This window comes from Pseudomonas sp. GW821-FHT07B01 (assembly GCF_059419065.1).
The window spans coordinates 1-18,248 of record NZ_JBWKRA010000038.1; the positions used below are offsets into that span (position 1 = coordinate 1).

At 61.5% G+C, this 18,248-nt stretch carries 17 protein-coding genes, 1 tRNA gene and 1 pseudogene; 5 read left to right on the forward strand and 14 right to left on the reverse strand.

Translation table 11 applies throughout. From position 1 onward, the window contains the following. Positions 1-2 precede the first annotated feature (2 nt). Positions 3-75, reverse strand: a tRNA-Glu gene (locus AC07S6_RS26190). A 359-nt stretch (positions 76-434) separates the two neighbouring features. Here AC07S6_RS26190 and AC07S6_RS26195 point away from each other — a divergent pair. Together AC07S6_RS26195 and AC07S6_RS26200 are read left to right on the forward strand one after the other, a co-directional pair. After that, positions 435-1,205, forward strand: coding sequence for a hypothetical protein (locus AC07S6_RS26195; protein ID WP_034127216.1), 771 nt, complete (start codon positions 435-437; stop codon positions 1,203-1,205). A 354-nt stretch (positions 1,206-1,559) separates the two neighbouring features. Continuing rightward, positions 1,560-2,372, forward strand: coding sequence for an alpha/beta fold hydrolase (locus AC07S6_RS26200; RefSeq protein ID WP_495113336.1), 813 nt, complete (start codon positions 1,560-1,562; stop codon positions 2,370-2,372). Between the two features lie 36 nt (positions 2,373-2,408). On the opposite strand, the gene AC07S6_RS26205 is transcribed toward AC07S6_RS26200, so the two are convergent. The 4 genes and pseudogenes from AC07S6_RS26205 to AC07S6_RS26220 form a co-directional block, all read right to left on the reverse strand. Next, positions 2,409-3,290 (reverse strand): methyl-accepting chemotaxis protein, encoded by an 882-nt coding sequence (locus AC07S6_RS26205; RefSeq protein WP_370721009.1) that lies wholly within the window; start codon positions 3,288-3,290, stop codon positions 2,409-2,411. After that, positions 3,267-4,409, reverse strand: a pseudogene (locus tag AC07S6_RS26210) (HAMP domain-containing protein); the annotation flags it as partial. The pseudogene AC07S6_RS26210 and the gene AC07S6_RS26205, both read right to left, overlap by 24 nt. 80 nt (positions 4,410-4,489) lie before the next feature. Beyond that, entirely contained in the window at positions 4,490-5,902 is a 1,413-nt protein-coding gene (locus AC07S6_RS26215) for an aminotransferase-like domain-containing protein (protein WP_495113337.1), read from the reverse strand. A 200-nt stretch (positions 5,903-6,102) separates the two neighbouring features. Beyond that, a complete protein-coding gene (locus AC07S6_RS26220; protein ID WP_490613568.1) occupies positions 6,103-6,864 on the reverse strand; it encodes an SDR family oxidoreductase in 762 nt (253 codons plus the stop codon). A gap of 228 nt (positions 6,865-7,092) precedes the next feature. Here AC07S6_RS26220 and AC07S6_RS26225 point away from each other — a divergent pair, with 228 nt between their 5' ends. Beyond that, the gene (locus AC07S6_RS26225; protein ID WP_495113338.1) at positions 7,093-8,100 is read left to right on the forward strand and encodes an NADP-dependent oxidoreductase; all 1,008 of its coding nucleotides are present in this window, start codon (positions 7,093-7,095) and stop codon (positions 8,098-8,100) included. Between the two features lie 122 nt (positions 8,101-8,222). Here AC07S6_RS26225 and pyrF read toward each other — a convergent pair whose 3' ends face one another. Next, the gene (gene pyrF, locus AC07S6_RS26230; RefSeq protein ID WP_003190068.1) at positions 8,223-8,921 is read right to left on the reverse strand and encodes an orotidine-5'-phosphate decarboxylase; all 699 of its coding nucleotides are present in this window, start codon (positions 8,919-8,921) and stop codon (positions 8,223-8,225) included. Between the two features lie 259 nt (positions 8,922-9,180). Between pyrF and AC07S6_RS26235 the strand changes: the two genes are divergently transcribed. Next, the gene (locus AC07S6_RS26235) at positions 9,181-9,945 is read left to right on the forward strand and encodes a response regulator (protein ID WP_495113342.1); all 765 of its coding nucleotides are present in this window, start codon (positions 9,181-9,183) and stop codon (positions 9,943-9,945) included. Then, positions 9,945-10,976, forward strand: coding sequence for a sensor histidine kinase (locus AC07S6_RS26240; RefSeq protein ID WP_034127211.1), 1,032 nt, complete (start codon positions 9,945-9,947; stop codon positions 10,974-10,976). The genes AC07S6_RS26235 and AC07S6_RS26240 overlap by 1 nt, the downstream gene beginning before the upstream one ends. A 156-nt stretch (positions 10,977-11,132) precedes the next feature. Here the strand turns inward: AC07S6_RS26240 and AC07S6_RS26245 are convergent, their stop codons facing one another. From AC07S6_RS26245 to AC07S6_RS26280, 8 genes are all read right to left on the reverse strand, one after another. Next, on the reverse strand, positions 11,133-12,197 hold the full coding sequence (locus tag AC07S6_RS26245; protein WP_003190063.1) for an AI-2E family transporter: 1,065 nt from the start codon (positions 12,195-12,197) through the stop codon (positions 11,133-11,135). Between the two features lie 72 nt (positions 12,198-12,269). Continuing rightward, the gene (locus tag AC07S6_RS26250; RefSeq protein ID WP_495113339.1) at positions 12,270-13,088 is read right to left on the reverse strand and encodes a DUF4892 domain-containing protein; all 819 of its coding nucleotides are present in this window, start codon (positions 13,086-13,088) and stop codon (positions 12,270-12,272) included. Positions 13,089-13,190: 102 nt separating this feature from the next. After that, positions 13,191-14,045: an alpha/beta hydrolase gene (locus AC07S6_RS26255; protein WP_020301706.1), complete on the reverse strand. Its 855-nt coding sequence runs from the start codon at positions 14,043-14,045 to the stop codon at positions 13,191-13,193. Next, the gene (locus tag AC07S6_RS26260) at positions 14,042-14,845 is read right to left on the reverse strand and encodes an alpha/beta fold hydrolase (protein ID WP_044273029.1); all 804 of its coding nucleotides are present in this window, start codon (positions 14,843-14,845) and stop codon (positions 14,042-14,044) included. The genes AC07S6_RS26255 and AC07S6_RS26260 overlap by 4 nt, the downstream gene beginning before the upstream one ends. Positions 14,846-14,942: 97 nt before the next feature. Continuing rightward, positions 14,943-15,386, reverse strand: coding sequence for a hotdog fold thioesterase (locus AC07S6_RS26265; RefSeq protein WP_014717751.1), 444 nt, complete (start codon positions 15,384-15,386; stop codon positions 14,943-14,945). Between the two features lie 30 nt (positions 15,387-15,416). Beyond that, positions 15,417-17,069, reverse strand: coding sequence for an AMP-binding protein (locus AC07S6_RS26270; RefSeq protein WP_490613571.1), 1,653 nt, complete (start codon positions 17,067-17,069; stop codon positions 15,417-15,419). A gap of 376 nt (positions 17,070-17,445) precedes the next feature. Further along, a complete protein-coding gene (gene sixA / locus AC07S6_RS26275; RefSeq protein ID WP_197880857.1) occupies positions 17,446-17,895 on the reverse strand; it encodes a phosphohistidine phosphatase SixA in 450 nt (149 codons plus the stop codon). Beyond that, positions 17,892-18,239, reverse strand: a complete 348-nt coding sequence (locus AC07S6_RS26280) for a DUF4389 domain-containing protein (protein WP_054899024.1) — start codon at positions 18,237-18,239, stop codon at positions 17,892-17,894. Before AC07S6_RS26280 ends, sixA begins: the two co-directional genes overlap by 4 nt. Between the last annotated feature and the right edge of the window lie 9 nt (positions 18,240-18,248).

Here is an 18,248-nt window from a genome sequence, read left to right on the forward strand (position 1 = left end):
GGCGTCCCCTAGGGGACTCGAACCCCTGTTACCGCCGTGAAAGGGCGGTGTCCTAGGCCACTAGACGAAGGGGACACACCTACAACATTCACTCCCTACCGCGTTTCGCTGTGTGCTTTACGCTGTAAGTGGCGCGCATTCTATGGATGGATTGAAAGGTCGTCAACCCCCAAGGATAAATTTATTTAAATCAATGACTTCGCCATAGTTTCACGGCCTTCGCGGGCAGTGGCACCGTCCGAGCCTTGGCGCCTATATTCTGGCGTTCGACAAGACGCTATAGTTCACCCTGACAAATGATGGCAATGTGCATCCATTCAGGAAGCGCCTACCTATATAGAAGAAATCACCTGGGCAACTGGTCGATCGGTCCTATCCGCCGGATGACCCAGTCACTACACTCCACAGCACACCCTATTAAAGAGGTCACACCGGTGACACCACTCATGATCACCCTGCTGGTAATAGCCGGGATCGTAATACTGATCGCCATTGGCTACATGAACCACGTGGTGGAAAACAACAAGCTGGAAAAGAAGCGTACCGAGATCGAGCTTAACGATCGGCTGCGTCGCTGCGGTGAAATCACCGAGACCTTCCCCGGCCAACTGATGACCCCAGCGCTCAAGCTGTTGCTGGCTCGCCTGGAACTGAACGTCAACCAGCGCCTGTTGAACCTCAACAAGTCCAGCACACCGCTCAAGGCCCGCATCAACGAACTGAATGCGCTGATCGCCCAAGGCGAATCGATTCCGGTGCCCAACCCACCGGCCCCGATCCAGACCGAAGCCAAGGCCAAGGACGTGCGCTTCCTGCTCGAAGCCCTGCACGGCCAAGTCACCCGCGCCGCCCAGGATGGCTTCCTGCCGACCAACGAGGCCAAGCACTGGATCAAGGAAATCCGTCATATCCTGGTGCTGCTGCACATCGAGTTTTTCAACAACCTCGGCCAGCACGCCCTGCTGCAAGGCCAACCCGGCCAGGCACGCCTGGCGTTCGAGCGCGGCGTGCAGTACCTGCGCAAACAACCGGAGCCGGTGCTCTACAGTGCCCAGTTACAACTACTGGAGTCCCAACTGGCGCGCGCCAACTCCACAGTGCTGACCAACAGCAAGCCGGCCGAGGACGAAGTCAACGAGCTGACCGAGGGCTTGAAAGTCGTCGATGCCGACGCCGAGTGGAAGAAGAAAGCTATTTACGATTGATGGCAACGCGACGCAATGCTCAAAGTAACGAAGATCAAAGGTGGGAGCTGGCTTGCCTGCGAAGACGTTGGCTCAGCAACATTGATGTTACTGACCCACCGCTTTCGCGAGCAAGCCCGCTCCCACAGTGATTGTGGGGTGCCAGGTAGGTAAGCATCGGCTGGCAGGCCGTCATCGCAGGCAAGCCAGCTCCCACATTTGAAGTGAGGGGGTGCGGCGGCTGGCGGGCCGTCGCGGGAGTAAGCTTGCTTGCCACAGCGCCCAAATCATCACATGCCATCAATGTGCACCTATCCCCCCGTCCCCGACTAGCGTAAAAAAGTGCCCCTCACTCCGTGAAATTAGAGGCCTGTTATGCCTGTCGCCGTGATTGATGGACAACCGCTGCACTATATCGACCAGGGCACCGGCCCTGTCGTGCTACTGGGTTCGAGTTACCTGTGGGCCAGCGACATGTGGGCGCCGCAGATTGAAGCGCTGTCGCAGCAATACCGCGTGATCGTCCCCGAATTGTGGGGCCACGGTGAGTCCGGGCCGTTGCCAGCACCCACTCATTCCCTGGATGACCTCGCCCGCCAGGCCCTGGCGTTGCTGGATCACCTGAGTATCGAGCAAGCCAACCTGGTGGGCCTCTCGGTCGGCGGCATGTGGGGCGCACGCCTGGCATTGCAGGCTCCCGAGCGCATCAACAGCGTAGTGCTGATGGACACCTACCTCGGGGCCGAACCCGAAGCAACGCGCCAGTACTATTTCTCCCTGTTCAAGATGATTGAAGACGCCGGTGCGATCCCGGAACCGTTGCTGGATGTGATCGCACCGATCTTCTTCCGCCCGAACATCGACCGCGAATCCGCGCTGTACCGGGATTTTCGCCAGTCACTGCAAGACTTCCCCAGAGAACGCTTGCTGGACAGTATCGTGCCGCTGGGCCGCCTGATCTTCAGCCGCGAAGACATCCTGGAGCAATTACCTGGCTTGGACGCCGACACCACCTTGGTGATGTGCGGCGAACAGGACAAACCCCGGCCACCTGCAGAATCCAAGGAAATGGCCGACCAGATTGGTTGCGACCTGATCCTGATCCCCGAGGCTGGGCATATCTCAAGCCGCGAGAACCCCGACTTCGTCAACGAGGCGCTGCTGTCCTTCCTCGCCAACCACGCCTGATCGCCCCGCCCTCAGATCGTAGCGCCTACGCTGCGATCAAAGGCGGAAATGCCCCACCATCCCCTTGAGTTGCGCGCCCAACTGCGCCAACTGGATGCTCGAGGCGGCATTGCCTTGCATGCTCAACGCCGAATGATCGGCACTCGCCCGAATACTGGTGACGCTGCGGTTGATCTCTTCGGCCACCGAGCTTTGCTCCTCGGCGGCGGCGGCGATCTGTTGGTTCATCTGCTGGATCAATGAAACAGCCGCGGCAATGCTGCCCAAGGCCCCTTCGGTTTCCAGCGCATCACTGACCGCCAGTTTCACCAACTCGCCACTCTGCTGGATCTGCTGCACCGAGGACTGCGCCGCACTGCGCAGCGTGCTGACCAGCCGTTCGATTTCCTCGGTCGATTGTTGGGTGCGCTTGGCCAGTGCCCGCACTTCATCGGCCACCACCGCAAAGCCACGCCCCTGCTCACCGGCACGCGCCGCCTCAATCGCAGCGTTCAAAGCCAGCAAGTTGGTCTGTTCGGCCACGCTCTGGATCACGCTCAAGACGGTACCTATATTCTGGATTTGCGCGCTGAGGCTTTCGATACTGGCGCTGGCACTGTTGCTGGATGTGGCCAGCAACTCGATACGCTGCAGACTCATGCGCACCACCTGCTGGCCGCTATCGACCTTGGCATCCGCGGTCTGCGCGGCTTGGGCCGCCTGCTCGGCATTGCGTGCCACATCGTGCACCGTGGCGGTCATCTGGTTCATCGCCGTAGCGACTTGCTCGGTTTCGTCCTTCTGGTTGCTGACTTCGGCAGTGGTTTGCTCGGTGACGCTGGACAATGAATGCGCGGAGCTGGCGAGCTGTTCGATCCCCGCCTGCAACCCGCTGACCATCTGGCTCAAGCTGTTGCCCATCTGCTGCATCGCCTGCATCAACTGGCCGATTTCATCGCACCGGCTGATCTCCATGCGCCCACTCAGGTCACCCGAGGCGATCTGCTGAGCCACGGCGATCACCGCGCGCAACGGCGCAACAATCAAGCAGGTGATCACCCATGCAGCGATCAAGCCCACCAGTAGCGCCAGGGCGGATGAGCCGATGATCAGTAACGTACTGTGCTGCAACTGTGTTTGCATGGACTGGTCTTCGGCGGCATACGCCTGGTTGACCCGGCTGACCACTTGCTCGGCGCGGTCATGCAATTGCGTGTAGACCACTTTTTCCTGGGCCAGCAGCCCAGTGTATTCGCCGAGCTTTTCACTGAACGACGCGATATGCCCGGCGACTTCATTGAGCACGGTCTGGTAGCCGGGGTCCTTGACCGTGGTTTTGAGTTTCTCGACTTCAGCCAGGGCCTGGTCGGCTTGCTCGATCTTGCCCTGCCCGGCGTCGTCTGCGTCCACCCTGCGGCTCTGATCCAGGCGCACCCGCGCTTCGTTCATGGCCTGCAACATCAGCCGCGACACCTGGCTGACCTGCCCTGCCTGCTCGATAAACGCCGCGCCCTCCTTGCCTTGGCTTTCCTTGAGGCCATAGGCGCCGTCGTCCGCCAGCCCGGCTTGCAGCACATCCAGGTTATTGGCCACGCTGGACACCGACCAACTGGCCATTTCCAGGGCGAGGTCCTTGGTCTGGGTCAACTCGACGAACTCATCGAATGCCTGGCGATAGGCGACCAAGGCTTGCTCAACGTCACCCATCACTCGCTCGTTGCTGGCAGACCGAGCCTTGAGACGCGTGGCCAGGGCCAGCAGCGCATCGACACTGGCATGCAGGGCATCAACGGCCTTGGGGTCGGCGTGCAACGCATAGTCCTGCTCGATCAAGCGCACCTTGAGCAGGTCGCTGTTGAGCGTCGACATCGACGTAAGGCCTTCGAAGCGCTGGCCGATGGTCTGCAGGGACCACACGCCGATGGCCGCTACCAAGGCCGTCAGCAGCAGTACCAGGGTAAACCCCAAGCCGAGTTTTTTTGCCATACCGAGGTTGGCGAAACGTCGTTGCACGCCCGAAATCATTGCACTTGATCCTCTTGCGATGGCAAATGCCATAAGCCAGGTTTACAAGCAGCGAGATTCGCAACCCCGAGGCACTGAGCACAAGCCGCTGGCGCCGGAATAATGGCAAAAAGCTACATGCGCGTCGTTTTCAGAATGGTCGAGGTCGATCTTGCCGCGCCCATGGCTCGGAACAGCGTCAATGCGCGTTGATCAGCCGCGTAGGCCACATTGATGCGTAGCCATTCGCTACGCTCCCCCGTGGGGCTGAACAATGCGCCGGGCGACAGCAACACACCCAGCCGCTGGGCGCAGGCTTGCAATCGCAAGGGGTCGGCCATGCCTGGTCGTGCCCACAGGAACATACCGCCCGCGGGTGCGGCAAATACCTGCCACTCTTCATCCTCCAGTACCTGCAACGTGGCGGCCATCTGCGCATTCAAGCGCTTGCGCAGGCGCTGCATCCACTTACGATAAGTGCCGTTACTCAGCAACGTCGCCACCATGGCTTCGGCAAACCGTGAAGTGCCGATGCCTGTCAGGGTCTTGAGCTGGGCCAATTGCGTAATGATCGCAGCACTGGCACACAGGTAACCCACGCGCAGGGCGCTGCTCAGGGTTTTGGAAAAGCTCGCCACATAGATCACCCGATCATCATGGGCCAGCGCTGACAAGCGCGTGCAACTGGCATGCTGCAGGTCGCCGTACACATCCTCTTCGATAATCAGGAAGTCGCGCTCGCGTGCCAACTCCAACAAGCGCTCCGCCACCGGACGACTCAAACTGGTCCCCGTGGGGTTGTGATACAGGCTGTTGATGAACAGGCACTTGGGCCGGTGGGTGTGCAGCAGCGCTTCCAATGCCGGAATATCCGGGCCACCACGGGTGCGCGGCACTTGCAGCAGCGTAACGCCCTGAAAGGCCAGTTGGCGATAGAGATTGCCATACCCGGGTGTCTCGACCACCACCTTATCACCTGGCTTGAGCAGCGTGCGTATCAGCAGGTCCTGGGCATGGCTGGCGCCGTGGGTGGTGAGAATACGGTCCAGGCTGGTGGGCACGTGAATCTGGGTCAGGCGCTTGAGCAGTTGTTCGCGCAACGCCGGCAACCCCAAGGGTGTGCTGTAGTTGAACAGGCCGCCAGTGTCGGTACGGCTCAGTTCGCGGATCGCGTAGTTGATGTCATCGCTTTCGCGCCAAGTGTCGGGTAACCAACCGCAGCCCAACTTCAGCTCGCCCAGCGGGCTATCGGTAAATGCACCCCAGCCTTGTTCCGCACCTTCATACCAATGGTTTTCGTGGGCCGTGGTGGGATGCGCCACCACGAACCCCGATCCCTGCCTGGGAGCCAGCAGCCCCTGGGCCGCCAAACGTTCGAATGCCTCGATCACGCTGGACTGGCTCAGCAGGTTATCGAGGGCCAATTGGCGAATGGACGGCAAGCGTGTGCCAGGGCTCACCCCCTCCTTGCGAATCCATTCTGCCACCGCGCCGACGATCTGCTGAACAACCGGTACCAGGGCTTGTCGATCGATCCCTAAATCCATGAGCCACTCACTTAAACTATCTGTTAACCCAAAGCAGTTAAGCACAGAAGCCTGGTAAAACCGGTCGCAAACTTTTATTAAATTATTGATTTTATTAGATTATTTACCTGAAGAAACATATTCAGCCACGGCACTCTGCCAGCTATGGAAACGCCCCACATCACCCCGCGCTCTTTTCAAACAGCGTGCCAAGCGCGGTCCTAGATCGCCGTCGCGCCACCGTCCACCGCCAAGGCCTGACCGGTGGTAAACGCTGCGCCATCACTGCACAGGTACAACACGGCGCTGGCGATTTCCTCAACCTTGCCAATGCGTCCGACCGGGTGCATGGCGGCGGCAAACTCAGCCTTGCGTGGGTCGGCCTCATAGGCGCGGCGAAACATGTCGGTATCAATCACGGCCGGGCAGACCGCATTCACGCGGATTCTCTTCTTCGCATACTCGATGGCCGCCGACTTCGTCAGCCCGATCACCGCATGCTTGGACGCCGCATAGATACTCATCTTCGGTGCCGCCCCCAACCCCGCCACCGATGCGGTGTTGACGATGGCCCCGCCGCCCTGGGCCAACAGCAACGGCAGCTGATACTTCATGCACAGCCACACGCCTTTGACGTTAACCCCCATGATCGCATCGAACTCATCGAGACTGCCGTCAGCCAGCTTGCCCTTCTCGATCTCGATGCCGGCGTTGTTGAAGGCGTAGTCCAGGCGCCCATAGGTGGTGACGGTCTGTGCCATCAATTGCTGCACGTCCGTGTCGAGCGTGACGTTGCAGCGCACGAATATCCCTTCGCCACCGGCCTGGTGGATCAGTGCCACAGTGCCCTCGCCTCCTGCCACATCAAGGTCCGCGACCACCACCTTCAAGCCTTCGGCGGCGAATGCCAGCGCGGTGGCGCGGCCAATACCAGCAGCGGCGCCGGTCACCAAGGCGACCTGGCCGGAAAACGTCATGCTCATGGGAACTGTCCTGTGGGGTTAGTAGCGGTGGAGCGAGTCTAGCCAACGCCGGGAGCCGTGCGTCAGCACTATCAGAAGGCCGGTTGGCGCTGCATGAATCGCAGTGATAAAGCCGCCTGCCTGACTATCAGCGAGGCCTATTGCCGGGCATTCGCCGGCTCCGCACACCCTTGCCCTTCTGCGACTGAGGGTCTATCACTCATGTTCCATTTCTAAAGAGTCCTTGCCATGACCGCCCAGACCAACCGCCAATTTCTGCTCGCCAAACGCCCGGTCGGTGCCGCCACGCGCGAGACCTTCACTTACCAGGAAGTGCCGGTGGGCGAACCCCAGGAAGGCCAGGTGCTGGTGCGCAATGAATATCTGTCCCTTGACCCGGCCATGCGTGGCTGGATGAATGAAGGCAAGTCCTACATCCCACCAGTAGGCATCGGCGAAGTGATGCGCGCCTTGGGTGTAGGCAAGGTGATTGCCTCGAAGCATCCGAACTTCGCGGTGGGGGACTACGTGAACGGTGCACTGGGCGTGCAGGATTACTTCCTCGGCGAGCCCCGTGGTTTCTATAAGGTGGACCCCAAGCTGGCACCCCTGCCCCGCTACCTGTCCGCCCTGGGCATGACCGGCATGACGGCGTACTTTGCCCTGCTGGAAACCGGCGCACCGAAAACCGGCGACACCGTGGTGATCTCCGGTGCTGCCGGTGCCGTGGGCAGCATCGCCGGGCAGATCGCCAAACTCAAAGGCTGTCGCGTGGTGGGGATCGCCGGTGGCGCCGAAAAGTGCAAGTTCCTGGTGGATGAGCTGGGCTTCGACGCCGCCATCGACTACAAAAGTGAAGACGTGCCCGCCGCCCTCAAGCGCGAGTGCCCCAAAGGCGTGGACGTGTATTTCGATAACGTCGGCGGCGATATTCTCGACGCCGTGCTCAGCCGCCTGGCGCTCAAAGCCCGCGTAGTGATTTGCGGCGCAATCAGCCAATACAACAACAAGGAAGCGGTCAAAGGCCCGGCCAACTACCTGTCATTGCTGGTCAATCGTGCGCGCATGGAAGGCTTTGTGGTGATGGACCACGCGGCGAACTTCGCGGCGGCGGGCCAGGAAATGGCCGGTTGGATGGCCCAGGGCAAGCTCAAGAGCAAGGAAGATATTGTCGAAGGGCTGGAGACATTCCCGGAAACGCTGATGAAGCTGTTCAATGGCGAGAACTTCGGGAAGTTGGTGCTCAAAGTCAGCTGACACACCACAAAAACAGATGTGGGAGCTGGCTTGCCTGCGATGCAAGCAACTCGGTCTCTAAGTGATACCGAGTTGATACTATCGCAGGCAAGCCAGCTCCCACATTTTTGCCGCTCTAAAAATCAGGCGATCTCGGCGACGACCGCTGCCAACGCCTTGGCAGGATCCGCCGCCTGGCTGATCGGACGGCCAATCACCAGATAGTCAGAGCCTGCATCCAGGGCCTGGCGTGGGGTCAGGATGCGGCGTTGGTCATCCTGGGCGCTGCCGGTGGGACGGATACCCGGTGTCACCAGTTGCAGCGAAGGGTGAGCGTTCTTCAGGGCCTGGGCTTCGAGGGCTGAGCACACCAGGCCGTCGAGGCCGGCCTTCTGCGCCAGGGCTGCCAGGCGCAACACCTGAACCTGCGGCTCGATATCCAGGCCAATGCCCGCCAGGTCCTCGCGCTCCATGCTGGTGAGCACGGTTACACCGATCAACAACGGTTTTGGGCCGCTGCGCTGTTCCAGCACTTCGCGGCAGGCGCTCATCATGCGCAGGCCACCGGAGCAGTGCACATTGACCATCCACACGCCCATCTCGGCCGCGGCTTTGACGGCCATCGCCGTGGTGTTGGGGATGTCATGGAATTTCAGGTCCAGGAACACTTCGAAGCCTTTGTCACGCAGGGTGCCGACGATTTCCGCCGCGCAACTGGTGAACAGTTCCTTGCCGACCTTGACCCGGCAAAGCTTGGGGTCCAACTGGTCAGCCAGCTTCAGTGCGGCGTCACGGGTGGGGTAATCCAGGGCGACGATGATAGGAGTCTGGCAGACGGACATTGGAATGGGCTCTCAGGCAAGTCGAAATCGGCGCGGATTGTAGCGCAAGCAGCGCCGTTGCGGGATCCGATGATCGGTAAATACCGATCAAGCGCCCAATAGAGGCGATTCAGGGCGATTGTTTCAGCGCCGATACATTCACGACACGCCCTCAATACGCCGTCCGGCTAGCCTCGCACACATGACCGCCCGCCCAGCACTTCCAGCCCTGGAACTGGGCGCCTATGCTGACAGCCACAACCAGGCAGATGACCTCGCTATGCATACCCCTTGCGACCCTGTAAACGAAGCGCCAAAAGACGCGGTGATCGCCGAAGACAAGCGCTGGAACACCCGCGCACTGATTGTCGACGACGACGTGCCGATCCGCGAACTGCTGATCGACTACCTGGCACGCTTCAATATTCTCGCCTCAGGCGTCACCGACGGCACCGCCATGCGCCAGCCCATGCAAGCGGAGACCTTCGATGTGGTGGTGCTCGACCTGATGCTGCCGGGCGAAGACGGGCTGACATTGTGCCGCTGGCTGCGCGCCGAGTCGGATATTCCGATTTTGATGCTCACCGCCCGCTGCGAACCCACAGACCGCATCATCGGCCTGGAACTGGGGGCAGACGACTATATGTCCAAGCCGTTCGAACCCCGGGAACTGGTCGCGCGTATCCAGACCATCCTGCGCCGGGTGCGTGATGACCGCACCGAACAGCGGGCCAATATCCGTTTCGACAATTGGCGCCTGAACAGCGTGCTGCGCCAGTTGGTGGCCGATGATGGCCTGGTGGTGCCGCTGTCCAACGCCGAGTTTCGTTTGTTGTGGGTGTTCATCGAACGCCCGCGCCGTGTGCTGAGCCGCGAACAGCTGTTGGACGCGGCCCGTGGGCGCTCTATCGAGGCCTTTGATCGCAGCATCGACTTGCTGGTGTCGCGCCTGCGTCAGAAGCTGGGGGATGACCCCAAGGCTCCGCAACTGATCAAGACCGTACGCGGCGAAGGCTACCTGTTCGACGCCCGGGATATCGGTTGATGCGCGCCCCCTTCAATACGCTGTTCGGGCGACTGTTCGGCCTGTTGCTGGTGGCGATTGTGCTGGCCCACGTGCTGGCGTTCTTCTGGTTCCACCATTACGGCCCGCCGCCACCGCCCCGCGCGGCGTTCGTCGAACAACCAGACGGCAGTCTCACGCCCTTGCACAAAGCGCCTCGCCCCTGGTTTGGCGGCCCGGTGGTACCCCTGACATTTCAATTTATCTCGCTGATCATTGCCGCCTGGTACGGCGCCAAACTGCTGAGCCGGCCGATCCAGCGCCTGAGCGCGGCGGCCGAGCGCTTGAGCGTCGACCTCGACAGCCCGCCCCTGGTGGAATCCGGCCCTCGCGAAGCACGCCAGGCGGCCTCGACCTTCAACCTGATGCAAAAGCGCATCCGCGAACAAGTCAGCCAGCGCGCCCGCATGCTCGGCGCCGTCTCCCATGACCTGCGCACCCCCCTCTCGCGCCTCAAGCTGCGCCTGGAACAGATCGAAGACCCCAAGTTGCAAGGCCAGATGCGCCAAGACCTGGACGACATGATCGGCATGCTGGATGCCACCTTGAGCTACCTGCACGAACAGCGCACCAGCGAGACACGACATTGGCTCGACGTACAGGCATTGGTGGAATCCCTGAGTGAAAACGCTCAGGACCAAGGCCGCGACGTGAAATTTTCCGGCACCTGTACACCGTTGCAGGTACAGCCGATGGCGCTGCGCTCATGCCTGAACAATTTGATCGACAACGCCCTGCGCTATGCCGGCACCGCCCGGGTAGAACTGGCTGACAGCCGCGGCGCCCTGGTGATACGGGTGATCGACCACGGCCCGGGAATCGCCGCCGATAAGCGCGAAGCGGTGTTCGAGCCGTTCTTTCGCCTGGAGGGTTCGCGCAACCGCAATTCCGGAGGGGTCGGTTTGGGGATGACCATTGCCAGGGAGGCCGTCGAGCGACTCGGCGGCCACCTGAGCCTGGAAGATACACCGGGCGGTGGGTTGACGGCGGTGATGTGGTTGCCGAGGGTTTAAGCACTCCCATTTACCTGACGCGCCGCGATCCAAATGTGGGAGCTGGCTTGCCTGCGATTGCGCAGTGTCAGTCGATGAAGTGTTGGCTGGCCCACCGCTATCGCAGGCAAGCCAGCTCCCACACGTACCGCGGCGCACCACAGTTAGGTACACCCATCAGTTACAGGGTTTGTCTTCACGACGCACTTGCGCCTGGCTCGCGCTCCAGTCTGTCAACAGGCTGTAGGCCACCGCCAGCAATGTCGGGCCAATAAACAGGCCGATAAAACCGAACGCTATCAACCCACCAAACACACCCAACAGCACAATCACCAACGGCAGGTTGCCGCCACGGCTGATCAGGTACGGCTTGAGCACGTTATCCACGCCGCTGATCACGAACGTGCCCCACACGCCCAGGAATACCGCGTAGGTGTAATCGCCCTTCCACGCCAGCCACGCCGTGGCCGGGATCCACACCAGCGGCGGCCCCATGGGAATAAGGCTGAGCAGGAAAGTCACGATACCCAGCACCAGCGCGCCCGGTACGCCAGCGATGAGAAAGCCGATCAGCGCCAGCAGCGCCTGGGCCGCAGCAGTGCCGATCACACCATTGACCACCCGCTGTACCGTGCCGGCCACCAGTTCGATGTAATAGCCAGCGCGCTCGCCAATCAGGCGCTCCAACAGGCGGTGCACAAACATCGCCAGGCGCGGCCCGTCACGGTAGAAAAAGAACACGAAGACCAGGCTCAGGGTCAGCTCAAGAATGCCGCCGCCAATTTGCGCACTGCGCGCCAACAACCAATTGCCGACCTGGCCCAGGTACGGCTTGATGCTCACCATCAGCGCCGCGCCCTGTTGATCAATGCTGTCCCAGGTCGCCACCAGGCGCTCGCCGACGAAGGGGATCGACCCCAACCAGGTCGGCGCCTCGGGCAAGCCGTCGACCTGGATGTCCTTGATCAGCGCCACCGCATCACGCACATGGTCAGCCAGGTTGAAACCCAGCCATACCAACGGCACCGCCACCAGCAACATCCAGCCCAACGTCAGGATGCCAGCGGCCAGGGATTCTCGGCCGCCGAGCCAACGGGTGAGCAAACGCATCAGCGGCCAGCTGGCAAATGCCAGCACCGCGCCCCAGAACAGCGCCGACCAGAACGGCGCCATGACCCAGAAGCTGGCACCAAACAGCACCAGCAGCAGGATTTGCACCAGCAAGCGATCGTTATTGAGCATCGGGTATCTCGAAAAGAAGGCTGTAGGAAGAGAGCTTAGGCGAACGGCACGGGTCCGTTCGCCCTGTGGTGCTTAGCGTATCAGATGCAGATGCAGCCCTTGGGTGTCACCGGTGCCGGTTTCCAGACGGGCGGTGCGCACGCCCTTCTCCACCAGAGCCTGGCGCCAGGCCTCGGTGTGCGGCCCGCTCAGGCTCACGCGCAGGGTGGTGTCGAGGTTCAAGGCACGGGATATCAAGGTCAGCCAGGTGTCATCAGGCTCGGCGCCCAGCGCGGGGAAATCCAGCTCGCCGGTGCTTTTGAGTTCACGCAGCAGGGTGGCCGAGGTGGGCAGCAGGTTGCCCAGAGGCGCGCTGGCGTCGAGTTGCTCCACATGCAGGTAGGCGCGACGGTTACCGCGGGTAATGCCATACAGCGCGACCAGGGAATTGTCCTGCGGGGCGGCCAGGCGAAGCAGCAGGTACTCCTGTTGGCCGTCGGCGCCCACTAGCTTGGCGTTACCAAACACCTCGTTGGCCCACAGGCTGCTTTCGCCACAATCGCGCGCCTTGCACCAGAACAACAACTGCGCGCCCTTGGCCTGCAAGGCTTCGCGTGTTGCGGTAAAGGCGGCGCTGGAGCTGTGTTCGGCGGGTAGTTCATAGGTGATGGCAGTGGCTGGGCCGCGTGCGATGGCCTGGCCTTCGTAGCGCAACTGGCCGCTGATCTTGCGGATTGCGCCCATGGGGTAGATGCGTTCCTTGTCTTCAGCGGGGCGGTAATCGACGATTTGCGCATCAACCTGACGGGCTACCGCCGGTAAATCCTGGCTGCCGGGCAGATCGGCGGCAAATACCAGGGGGCTGAAACAGCAAAGGCCTAGGGCACGGATACATCCTTTACCCAGGCTCATCGGATCAGCGAGCCCTGGCCAATGTTGGTCACAGCGATATCGAGTGTATTCATGGTTGACTCCCTTTCAATCCGCCCAGCCTCGGCAGTTGACCCCGCCAAGTCAAGGCGTGGAGAAGAACCGATTGAAACAGTCTGCAACAAGAGCTGCACCGGGCTCGTCATTCAGGTGTAAATGATGGCCGCCTGGCAACGTGGTAACCGTGAAGGGTAGCTGAGAAAGCAATTCGGAATGTTTCGCCAGCATGCCGTCAGCCGCGACCACCAACTGCGTAGGGCACCCTACCCTTCGCACGAAAGCCATGGCCTGTTCATCGGTCAGGCGCATCGGCGACGCCAGGGTCAGGCGGCTATCGCTGCGCCAGGTGTAACCGCCCGGCACCGGCATCAAACCGCGCTGGGCCAGGAGTTGCGCCGCTTCACGGCTGACCGCCACCACGCCTTTCATCCGCGCCTCAACGGCCCGATCAAGGCTGTTGTAGACGGGTTTGCGCTTGTCCTGCAGGCTCAATTGCGCCTGCAACGCCATGCCCAGGCGCTCGGCCGCGTTCTCGCCGCTGGCGGTCGGTGGGATCACGCCGTCGATCAGGCCCAGGTGTGTCACCCGCTCCGGCAAGGCCCCGGCCAACACCAGGGAGACTATGGCGCCAAGGGAGTGGCCAAGTAATGCAAAACGTTTCCAGCCCAGTTGCTCGGCCACCTGCAGCACGTCGTAGACGTAATCCCACAAGGCATAACCGGCGCCAGCCGGGCGGTGCGCCGAATGCCCATGCCCCGCCATGTCCAGGGCGACGATGCGCAACCCGTGCAACTTGGGCGCCAGGCGCGCAAAGCTGTTGGCGTTGTCCAGCCAGCCATGCAAAGCAATCACCGGCAGCCCATCCTCGGGCCCGAACAGATGCGCGGCCAATTCGATGTGCGGCAAGCTCAGGCGAACCTCTTCGACGGGCGTACTCATGCGCAACTGCGCTCACGGGCCTGCCAGCGGGCGAACAGAGTCTTGATCAAGGCAGCAGTGTCCTGAGGGCGTTCGAGGGGAAACATATGGCCGCCGGGCATGGTGAGCATTTCGCCCATGGGCAAGCGGTCGACACCGCTGGCATGGTGACGCATCACCACCCGGCTCTGGCGGCCACGCACCACGGCCAGCGGTACCTTCAACTGGCGCACCTGGCCCGGGCTGGTGTGGGGCACGCCGCGATAGATGCTGATTTCGGTGGCTGGGTCGAACCGCAGGCGCAGGCGATCGCCCACTTGCTGCAGGCCATGTTGCAGGTACGCGTCAAAGCAATCGGGGTCAAAGCCACGGAACAGGGTCTTGCCGGCGAAATAGCTGCGCGCGGTGTCCAGGTCGGTGAATTCTTCGCGCCGGCCAAGCGTGCGCCCAGCCGGGGTGAGGCGGTCGATAAAGCCAAAGCGCTTGGCAGCGCGGATCACCCAGCGGTCTGCGCGGGTGAGCACCGGCGAATCCAGCATCACCACGCCCCGGTACAGGTGCGGGCAGCGCATGGCCGCGTGTAAATGCAGCACGCCACCCAGGGAATGGCCCACGCCCCATACCGGCTCTGGCTGCTGCTCCAGATGATGGATCAGCTCGTCCACCAGGTTCTGCCAGTTATCATCCACCGGGAACCTGGGGTCGTGACCGTGCTGCGGCAGATGGGCCACCGCATATTCCGGGGCCAGGGCGGCAAACAGCTTGCCGTAGGTGGCCGAAGGGAAGCCATTGGCGTGGGTAAAAAACACGTGCTGCGACATACAGGTTCCATCAACAAAAACAGAGGGGGATTGTCAACATGCCCGGCCTCTACAGCAATGACTGTAACTGCCAGGAATGATGACACTCACGCCACGCCTATCGCGCCGGCGGTTGTTCACCCAGCGGCACCACGGCCATGGTCAGGCGCGAGACACAACTGGCCTTGCCCTCGTCGCTGCTCAAGCGGATGTCCCACACTTGGGTAGTGCGCCCGATATGAATAGCCTTGGCCACCGCAGTTACCCGGCCGCTGCGCACGCCGCGCAGGTGGTTGGCGTTGACCTCCAGGCCCACGCAATAGAACTTGCTTGCATCAATGCACAAGTAGGCGGCCATGGAGCCGACACTTTCGGCCAGCACCACCGAGGCCCCGCCGTGCAGCAGGCCGTAGGGCTGATGGGTGCGGTGGTCGACCACCATACTGGCGGTAAGGGATTCGTCGTCGAAGCTTTCGAAACGAATATCCAGCATTTCACCGATGGTGTTTTTCTGGATCGCGTTGAGGTGTTCGATATTCGGTTGGGTACGCCACAGGCTCATACGGTTGTCCTTGTTGGTTTTATTACGACCCTAATCCTGCCACAGAACGGTTTCGGCGCGCGCGCTCCATGCTTGCAATTGTGGCCCGTACGTCGACTCGATCACGTTGCGCTTGATCTTCAAAGTCGGCGTGAGAAAGCCGTTTTCAACCGCCCAATGGTCTTTCACCACCACCAATTGCCCCATGCGTTCGTGCTTGTCCAAGCCCGCGTTCACCTGTGCCAGCCAGCGTTCAAGACCACCGCCGAGGGCTTGGCGGTCCTCGCCGGGTGCCGACAACACGCACAGCCCTATCGGCGCGCTGAGCCCCTCGCCGACCACACACACCTGTTCAATACGTGCATGTTCGGCCAGGCGGTTTTCAATCGGCGCCGGGGCTACGTATTTGCCTTTGCTGGTCTTGAAGATTTCCTTGAGACGTCCGGTCAGGCGCAGGCGACCGTCCGCGTCCTGCTCGCCCTTGTCACCCGTGCGCAGGAAGCCATCTGCGGTGAGCGTATCCGCGGTTTTCTGCGGGTCCTTGAAGTAGCCCAACATGGTCGCGCCACTGTGTACCTGCACTTCGCCTGACGGGTCGATACGCACTTGCACGCCTGGGCAGGGCTGGCCGATCCAACCGAGCGTTTGCCCACCTGGGCGACACACATGGGAATAGCCGCAGTTTTCGGTCATGCCGTACACCTCCAGCACATCCAGGCCCAGGCGCTGATACCAACGCAGCAACGCCTCGGGCACCGGCGCGGCGCCGGACAGGGCGATGCGCAGCGCATCCAGCCCCAGGCCGGCGAGAATTTTATGGCCGACGCGTTTGCCGATAAAAGGCAGGCGTAACAGGGTATCGAGGCGTGTTTCCGGGATTTTGGCGTAGACGCCCAGTTGGAATTTGGTCCAGATGCGCGGCACGCCAAACAAGGCCGTCGGCCGCGCCCTGCGCAGATCGGTGAGGAAGGTTTCCAGGCTCTCGGCGAAAAAAACGGTTTGCCCGGTATAGATCGACGCCATTTCTACAAACATCCGCTCCGCCACATGGCACAGCGGCAGGTACGACAGCAACCGGTCGCCCTCCCCCAGGCCAAACAGCTCAGTGCCGCCCGAGGCAGCAAACCCCAAGGCGCCGAAACTGTGCATCACCCCTTTAGGCAGGCCGGTCGTACCGGAGGTGTAGATGATAGTGGCCAGGCTGGCGGCATCCGGTAGCGGGTTGTCCTGGATCGGTGAACAGGCTTGCAGGTCCGCCCAACTGAAATCGAAAGTCTCTTCAGGAGGGCACAGCGGCAGACTGATAGTCGGCACACCCACAGGAACGCCAGGCGCCATCGCCGACCAATCATCCAGCTTGCCGATCAGCGCCAACCGCGCCTGCGAGTGAGTCAGCACATGGGCGACTGAGTCCGCGGTGAGGTTGGGATAAAGCGGCACCGACACATGCCCTGCCATCCAGATCGCCAGGTCGGCGATGATCCAGTGGGCGCAGTTTTTTGAAATCAGCGCAATGTGCGAGCCCTGGGGCAACTCCCGCGCACGCAGCCAGTGCGCGGCGCAACGGGCCTGGTGGCCGACATCGCCCCAGGTGAGGGCCTGCACCTCACCGCCGCCGATGGGTTGAACGAGGAAGACTTTGCGCGGGTGCCGCGCTTCACGCTCGAAGAAGACCTGCAACGGCAAACGAAAAGCGACAGGCATGGGACGCGCTCCTTTGTGATCCGAGATACAGCCAACCAAGCACTTGCTTGGTTGACTGTATAGCACAGACGAAGGAAACGGCCTGCCGCTCACCACGATGCGAAGCGAGACGCTCTTGATCTGCTCTTGATCTCAGGCGCCCCGTCGAACCACGCTGGCCGGAATTCCGGGTCCTTTTCCAAAAGTGACCCGCCGTTGAACTCTAAGTGGCCGTTACTGCAGGAGTGGATATGTACTCGGTATAACAGTGTCGCCTGTCAGGTCGTCATCGCAGGCAAGCCAGCTCCCACAATTGGATCGCGGGGTGTCAGCGAGATAGGCGTCGGCGGCAGGCCGTCGCGGGAGCAAGCGCCCTCGCCACAGCGTCGCACGATGCCTAGGGATTCTTCACACCCACCAGACTCATCAAGCCAGCCAACGGAAAGTCACCCTCAAGCTCCGCCAGGCTGGCCGTGTACATCGGCTGTGGCTGGCGCTGGTGCCCATGCTGCAGAAAACTGATCAGGCTACCCACCAGCGGTTGGTGGCTAACCAACAGCACGTTGTCATCGGCGTCGAGTTTCTCCAGCACTCGCTGGACATCCCCATCGGGCGTCAGCCACGGCACCGTGCGGATCTCAGGCTCAAAGCCCAGCACATCGCGCACCAACTGCGCCGTCTGCTGCGCCCTTACATAAGGGCTGGCAATGATGGCGCCCAAGGGCTGGCCAATCAGATGCGTAGCACTGCGCAATACTTCGGCGCGCCCGTGCTCGGTGAGGTTGCGCTCGGCGTCCGTGCGCGCATGCGCTTGGGCCTCGCCGTGACGCAGAATCCACACCTTCATAGCTTCGGCTCTTCATCACGCACCGGGTGCGGTGCCGGCGGTACGCTGTGGGCCGCTTCGCCTTCGGGGGCGCGTGGGGTTGGCCAATCGGCGAACGGCCAGGGCTTTTGCTCGGTGTGGAAACTGCCGAAGCGGCCAATCTGCGCCAGGAACTGGCTGAGGCTGTCCCCAAAATTCATCAGGCCCAGGTTCGGTGCGCCGTAGATCAGCCGGTAAACCAATTGCACCACCACCAGCGCACCGAGCAGGAATTGGGCTACCTGCCACACCAGCGCAAATACCAGCATCCACAGGATGCGCAAGACAATCGACTCGTATGGGGGGGCAGCTTTGGGATCGTTCATGACGCGCTC

Excerpts from the sequence above, each read along its gene's own strand:
- AC07S6_RS26200 (WP_495113336.1), top strand. The coding sequence starts at position 1,560 with ATGCCTGTCGCCGTGATTGATGGACAACCGCTGCACTATATCGACCAG.
- AC07S6_RS26205 (WP_370721009.1), bottom strand. The coding sequence starts at position 3,290 with ATGCAGGCGATGCAGCAGATGGGCAACAGCTTGAGCCAGATGGTCAGC.
- AC07S6_RS26215 (WP_495113337.1), bottom strand. The coding sequence starts at position 5,902 with ATGGATTTAGGGATCGATCGACAAGCCCTGGTACCGGTTGTTCAGCAG.
- AC07S6_RS26220 (WP_490613568.1), bottom strand. The coding sequence starts at position 6,864 with ATGAGCATGACGTTTTCCGGCCAGGTCGCCTTGGTGACCGGCGCCGCT.
- AC07S6_RS26225 (WP_495113338.1), top strand. The coding sequence starts at position 7,093 with ATGACCGCCCAGACCAACCGCCAATTTCTGCTCGCCAAACGCCCGGTC.
- pyrF (WP_003190068.1), bottom strand. The coding sequence starts at position 8,921 with ATGTCCGTCTGCCAGACTCCTATCATCGTCGCCCTGGATTACCCCACC.
- AC07S6_RS26235 (WP_495113342.1), top strand. The coding sequence starts at position 9,181 with ATGCATACCCCTTGCGACCCTGTAAACGAAGCGCCAAAAGACGCGGTG.
- AC07S6_RS26240 (WP_034127211.1), top strand. The coding sequence starts at position 9,945 with ATGCGCGCCCCCTTCAATACGCTGTTCGGGCGACTGTTCGGCCTGTTG.
- AC07S6_RS26245 (WP_003190063.1), bottom strand. The coding sequence starts at position 12,197 with ATGCTCAATAACGATCGCTTGCTGGTGCAAATCCTGCTGCTGGTGCTG.
- AC07S6_RS26250 (WP_495113339.1), bottom strand. The coding sequence starts at position 13,088 with ATGAGCCTGGGTAAAGGATGTATCCGTGCCCTAGGCCTTTGCTGTTTC.
- AC07S6_RS26255 (WP_020301706.1), bottom strand. The coding sequence starts at position 14,045 with ATGAGTACGCCCGTCGAAGAGGTTCGCCTGAGCTTGCCGCACATCGAA.
- AC07S6_RS26260 (WP_044273029.1), bottom strand. The coding sequence starts at position 14,845 with ATGTCGCAGCACGTGTTTTTTACCCACGCCAATGGCTTCCCTTCGGCC.
- AC07S6_RS26265 (WP_014717751.1), bottom strand. The coding sequence starts at position 15,386 with ATGAGCCTGTGGCGTACCCAACCGAATATCGAACACCTCAACGCGATC.
- AC07S6_RS26270 (WP_490613571.1), bottom strand. The coding sequence starts at position 17,069 with ATGCCTGTCGCTTTTCGTTTGCCGTTGCAGGTCTTCTTCGAGCGTGAA.
- sixA (WP_197880857.1), bottom strand. The coding sequence starts at position 17,895 with ATGAAGGTGTGGATTCTGCGTCACGGCGAGGCCCAAGCGCATGCGCGC.
- AC07S6_RS26280 (WP_054899024.1), bottom strand. The coding sequence starts at position 18,239 with ATGAACGATCCCAAAGCTGCCCCCCCATACGAGTCGATTGTCTTGCGC.